This window comes from Streptomyces sp. SID5643 (genome assembly GCF_009872555.1).
GTDB lineage: Bacteria > Actinomycetota > Actinomycetes > Streptomycetales > Streptomycetaceae > Streptomyces > Streptomyces iakyrus.
This window is the reverse complement of the sequence record NZ_WWIC01000025.1, coordinates 1-4850: the sequence shown is the minus strand read 5'-3', so window position 1 is coordinate 4850 and position 4850 is coordinate 1. Positions and strand designations below refer to the sequence as shown.

The window sequence follows — 4850 nt, the reverse complement described above, 5'->3', positions numbered from 1 at the left end:
CCGCGGTCTGGTCGGCGGGCCGCACCGCCCGGGCCGCCGCGCTGGCGTCGCTGCTCTGCGCGGCCGCGCTCGCGGGAGCGGCCGCGATGTCGGGCGGCCCCATCGGTTCCGCCGTGCTGTCCCGCTTCGGCCCGGTGTGGTGGCAGGTCGCCGCCGCGACGCTGGCCTGGCTGTGGCTGCTGGCGATCCCCACGGCGGTGGGAGTACGGGCCTGGCGGTGCCGTTCACCCCGGGCGGAGGAGCCGAAGATCGGCAAACAGCGGGAGACGGCGGCCGACGGTACCCGTGGGCAACGGCGGGCCCGGAAGCACGGCCGTGGTTGGTTCACGCGCACCGGCGTCGCCGGGATGGCCGGGGTGACCGGAGTCACCGAGCCCGCCAGGGGCGCCGTACGGCCGGAGCGGGACGAGGCCGACCAGAGTGTCCGGGGTCTCGGAGAACCCGGCGACGCCTGGGAGGCGGAAAGCGGCGGACGCGCCGCGCGTGACGCCTCACCGGCCCATGGGGCGCCGTCGCCCTGCCGCCCCACGGGCCCGCGCGAGCAGGATCGCGAGACGGACTTCGGCCTCTACGACTTCCTGCCGTCCGGTCCGGAGCGCGAGCCGTACGACACCATGGCACCCCGGCCGTACGACACCCCGGCCCCCGAGCCGTACGGCACCCCGGCCCCGCCCGGCCGGTCCCGCCCGCCGGAAACCTCCTGAAGCGTCAGCCGTCCGTACCCAGCAGCCCGCGGAGCTCCTCCGGCAGAAGCTCCGTGCAGGACTGCTTCGCCTCGTTCGTGAGGGCGTCGTTGGTGCACGTGTAGTAGTCGCGGTAGACCAGCTGTGCCGTGAAGGACGCGGCGACCAGGGCGATCGCCAGCGACGCCGTGACCAGACCGCTCACCGCCGCCGTCGTCTGGGGGCGGCCGCCGCCCTGCTGCTCGGGGGCGGGGGAGGCCGGGTCCGGCTTGCGGGGCCCCGCGCGCAGGGAGCTGATGGCCCAGTACAGGGCGAGCGCGCCGAGCAGCAGAGCCACGTACGGCCAGCTGAAGAGGGCGAAGAAGAAGGCCCACATGCCCGACAGCAGGGCGTAGCGCGCACGGCGCTGCGCGGGATCCGTCGGGTCCCACCGCACGTTCGGGCCGCCGCCCTGGGGGCCGCCCTGGCCCTCGGGCCCACTGCGGGGGCGATCGCCGAAGCCGCCGGAGGAGCGGCCGGGCTGCCGGTCGCTCCACTGGTTGCCCCAGGGTGAGCGGGACCCGTCACCGCCCTGGGAGCCCTGGGAGCCCGGGGAGTCCTGGGAGTCCCGGGAGTCGTCACCCGACGGGCGCCGCGGCTGCCAGGGCCGGTCCGGTGTGCCCTCGGGCGGCGGGGCGAAGGGGTTGTCCTCCTGGGACCCGCGGCCCCGCCCCGGTCCGCCGTCGCCGCCCGAAGGCGCGTCGGGCGGTGAGCCGGGGCGCTCCCGCAGCAGCACGGCGCCGCGCTCCCCTCCCTGTGGCGACAGCTGGGGGAACGTGAGGAGTCGCAGGCTGCGGTCCGGCATCAGGTGAGCGTCTTCCCGTTGATGAGGAGGAGTGAGTGGACAGAACGGAACGGCGTCGGACCCGGGTCCGTCACCTCCTGAACGCACCACGTCCGGACGTCGTTCCCGAACCGGCTCCGTCCAGACGCTACCTTCCGGCCCTGCCCCCGTCCCGTGGGGGCCGCCCGGTGTGCCGGTATCGTTGCTGACGGTCGGCCGGTTCGTAGGCTTCCCCGTATCCGGGGACGCAAAGCATTCGTATGAATGTACAAACGCCGGGTGCCGGCCGCCTGGACAGACGCTCCCCCGAGAAAGGCCCCCACCGTGGCCGCCAAGCCCGTGGCCCCGCGCGCCAAGCGCCTCGTCGTGCTGGTCTCCGGATCCGGCACCAATCTGCAGGCGCTCCTCGACGAGATCGCCGCCGTCGGCGCGCAGGCGTACGGGGCCGAGGTCGTGGCCGTCGGCGCGGACCGCGAGGGCATCGAGGGACTGGCGCGCGCCGAGCGGGCCGGGCTGCCGGTCTTCGTGTGCAGGGTCAAGGACCACGGCAGCCGTGAGGAGTGGGACGCCGCCCTCGCCGAGGCCGTCGCCGCCCACGAACCCGACCTCGTCGTCTCCGCCGGGTTCATGAAGATCGTCGGCAAGGAGTTCCTGGCCCGGTTCGGCGGGCGGTTCGTCAACACGCACCCCGCCCTGCTGCCCAGTTTCCCGGGAGCCCACGGCGTGCGGGACGCGCTCGCGTACGGCGCCAAGGTCACCGGCTGCACCGTCCACTTCGTCGACGACGGCGTCGACACCGGGCCGATCATCGCGCAGGGCGTGGTGGAGATCCGGGACGAGGACGACGAAGGCGCTCTCCACGAGCGCATCAAGGAAGTCGAGCGAAGGCTGCTCGTCGAGGTCGTGGGGCGCCTCGCCCGCAACGGCTATCGCATTGAGGGACGAAAGGTAGTTATCCAGTGACCGCCGAGAGCAACAAGCGGCCCCTTCGCCGGGCGCTCGTCAGCGTCTACGACAAGACCGGTCTGGAAGAGCTGGCGCGCGGGCTCCACGAGGCCGGGGTCGAGCTCGTCTCCACCGGCTCGACCGCCGCGAAGATCGCCGCTGCCGGCGTCCCCGTCACCAAGGTCGAGGAGCTCACCGGCTTCCCCGAGTGCCTGGACGGCCGTGTGAAGACGCTGCACCCGCGCGTGCACGCGGGCATCCTCGCCGACCTCCGTCTGGACAGCCACCGCGAGCAGCTCGCCGAGCTGGGTGTCGAGCCGTTCGACCTCGTCGTCGTCAACCTCTACCCGTTCCGCGAGACAGTCGCCTCCGGTGCCTCGCCCGACGAGTGCGTGGAGCAGATCGACATCGGCGGTCCCTCGATGGTCCGCGCCGCCGCCAAGAACCACCCCTCGGTCGCGGTCGTCACCAGCCCGGCCCGGTACGCCGACGTGCTCAAGGCCGTCCAGGGCGGGGGCTTCGACCTCACCACCCGCAAGCGGCTCGCCGCCGAGGCCTTCCAGCACACGGCCGCCTACGACGTCGCCGTCGCCTCCTGGTTCGCCTCCTCCTACGCGCCCGTCGACGAGTCGCAGTTCCCCGACTTCCTCGGCGCCACCTGGGAGCGCGAGCACACCCTGCGCTACGGCGAGAACCCGCACCAGCCCGCCGCGATCTACGTCTCCGGCACCGGCGGCCTCGCCCAGGCCGAGCAGCTGCACGGCAAGGAGATGTCGTACAACAACTACACGGACACGGACGCCGCCCGCCGTGCCGCGTACGACCACGCCGAGCCGTGCGTCGCGATCATCAAGCACGCCAACCCCTGCGGCATCGCGATCGGCGCGGACGTCGCCGAGGCGCACCGCAAGGCGCACGCCTGCGACCCGCTGTCGGCGTTCGGCGGCGTGATCGCGGTCAACCGCCCGGTCAGCAAGGAGATGGCGGAGCAGGTCGCGGAGATCTTCACCGAGGTCATCGTCGCGCCGGACTACGAGGACGGCGCGCTGGAGGCCCTCACCAAGAAGAAGAACATCCGCGTGCTGCGCTGCGCCGACGGCCCCTCCGCCCCGGTCGAGGTCAAGCCGATCGACGGTGGCGCGCTGCTCCAGGTCACCGACCGGCTCCAGGCCGACGGCGACGACCCGGCGAACTGGACGCTGGCGACCGGTGACGCACTGAGCGCCGACGAGCTGGCCGAGCTGGCCTTCGCGTGGAAGGCCTGCCGCGCGGTGAAGTCCAACGCGATCCTGCTCGCCAAGGACGGCGCCTCGGTGGGCGTCGGCATGGGGCAGGTCAACCGCGTGGACTCCTGCAAGCTCGCGGTGGAGCGGGCCGGTGAGGAGCGGGCCAGGGGCGCGTACGTCGCGTCGGACGCGTTCTTCCCGTTCCCGGACAACATCGACGTCCTGGGTGCCGCGGGCGTCAAGGCCATCGTGCAGCCCGGCGGTTCGGTCCGTGACGAGCTGGTCGTGGAGGCCGCGCAGAAGGCCGGCATCACCATGTACTTCACGGGGACGCGGCACTTCTTCCACTGAGACCGGTGACGGACGGAGCGGGCCGGCTGCATCGCCGGCCCGCTCCGGCGTGTCAGCCGTCCACCTCGTGGCGTCCTCGGCGGCCGCGCGCAGCGCCGCGCTCAGGAGCACGACGTGCGCAGGTTCCGCGCGGTCGGACCGGTCATGTGCGACGACCCTGCGACACCCCTTGCGCACGGGTCACTTCCGGCCCTCGGGCTCGTACTCCTCCAAGAAGTGCGCGACGCGGTCGGCGTAGTCGCGGACGTCCGGGGGCACGCCGCCCGCCTTGTTCACGGTGCGGTACGACCTGCGGTACGCGGCGGCGACGAGCACACGCCGGTCGCCCGGCAGGTCCGCGTGCAGCCGCGGGGCGATCCAGCACAGGTAGCGGCCCATCGCGGGGATGGACTCGGCCGGCGGGAAGGGGGGCTCGGGGACCGTCTCGCCGGGGGTGCCGTCCTCGTTCATCCACCAGCGCAGGACGCGCGGGGTCCAGCGGGCGATGCCGTACTCGTCGTTCGCGGGGTCGGCCAGGTCCGGGTCGAAGTCGCTCTCCACCTTCAGCATGGCGGCGATCAGGACCGGGCTGACCTCTTCCTGGTCGCAGTCGTGCGCCGTCTCGACGATCAGCAGGCGGTAGGCGGGCGGCACGCCCCGGTCGGTGCGGAGTTCGGAGGCGCCGTACGCGGCGGCCGAGACGTTCGCCGTCGCGCCGGGGCCGCTGCCGGCGCCGCCGCCTCCGGCCGAGGCGCCGATGCCGTAGGCCAGCAGGGCGGCCAGGGCCGCGGCGGCCGCGGCCAGGACGGCCGCGAGGGCCCCGCGGCGCGAGCGGTGGCGGGC

4 protein-coding genes and 1 pseudogene are annotated in these 4850 nt (G+C 73.7%); 3 read left to right on the top strand and 2 right to left on the bottom strand.

The genetic code is table 11. The features are described from left to right. Positions 1-704, top strand: a pseudogene (locus GTY56_RS02920) (hypothetical protein); the annotation flags it as partial. A gap of 4 nt (positions 705-708) precedes the next feature. Here GTY56_RS02920 and GTY56_RS02915 read toward each other — a convergent pair. After that, positions 709-1527, bottom strand: coding sequence for a hypothetical protein (locus tag GTY56_RS02915; RefSeq protein ID WP_161362151.1), 819 nt, complete (start codon positions 1525-1527; stop codon positions 709-711). A 303-nt stretch (positions 1528-1830) separates the two neighbouring features. On the opposite strand from GTY56_RS02915, the gene purN reads away from it, so the two are divergent. Further along, positions 1831-2469 carry a phosphoribosylglycinamide formyltransferase gene (gene purN, locus GTY56_RS02910; RefSeq protein WP_161362149.1) on the top strand — a complete coding sequence of 213 codons (639 nt, stop codon included), beginning with the start codon at positions 1831-1833 and terminating at the stop codon, positions 2467-2469. Next, complete coding sequence (gene purH / locus GTY56_RS02905; RefSeq protein ID WP_161362146.1) at positions 2466-4028, top strand: bifunctional phosphoribosylaminoimidazolecarboxamide formyltransferase/IMP cyclohydrolase; 1563 nt, start codon at positions 2466-2468, stop codon at positions 4026-4028. The genes purN and purH overlap by 4 nt, the downstream gene beginning before the upstream one ends. A gap of 180 nt (positions 4029-4208) precedes the next feature. On the opposite strand, the gene GTY56_RS02900 is transcribed toward purH, so the two are convergent. Continuing rightward, positions 4209-4850 (bottom strand): lytic transglycosylase domain-containing protein (locus tag GTY56_RS02900; RefSeq protein WP_202509660.1); only part of this gene is annotated, 642 nt, incomplete at its 5' end.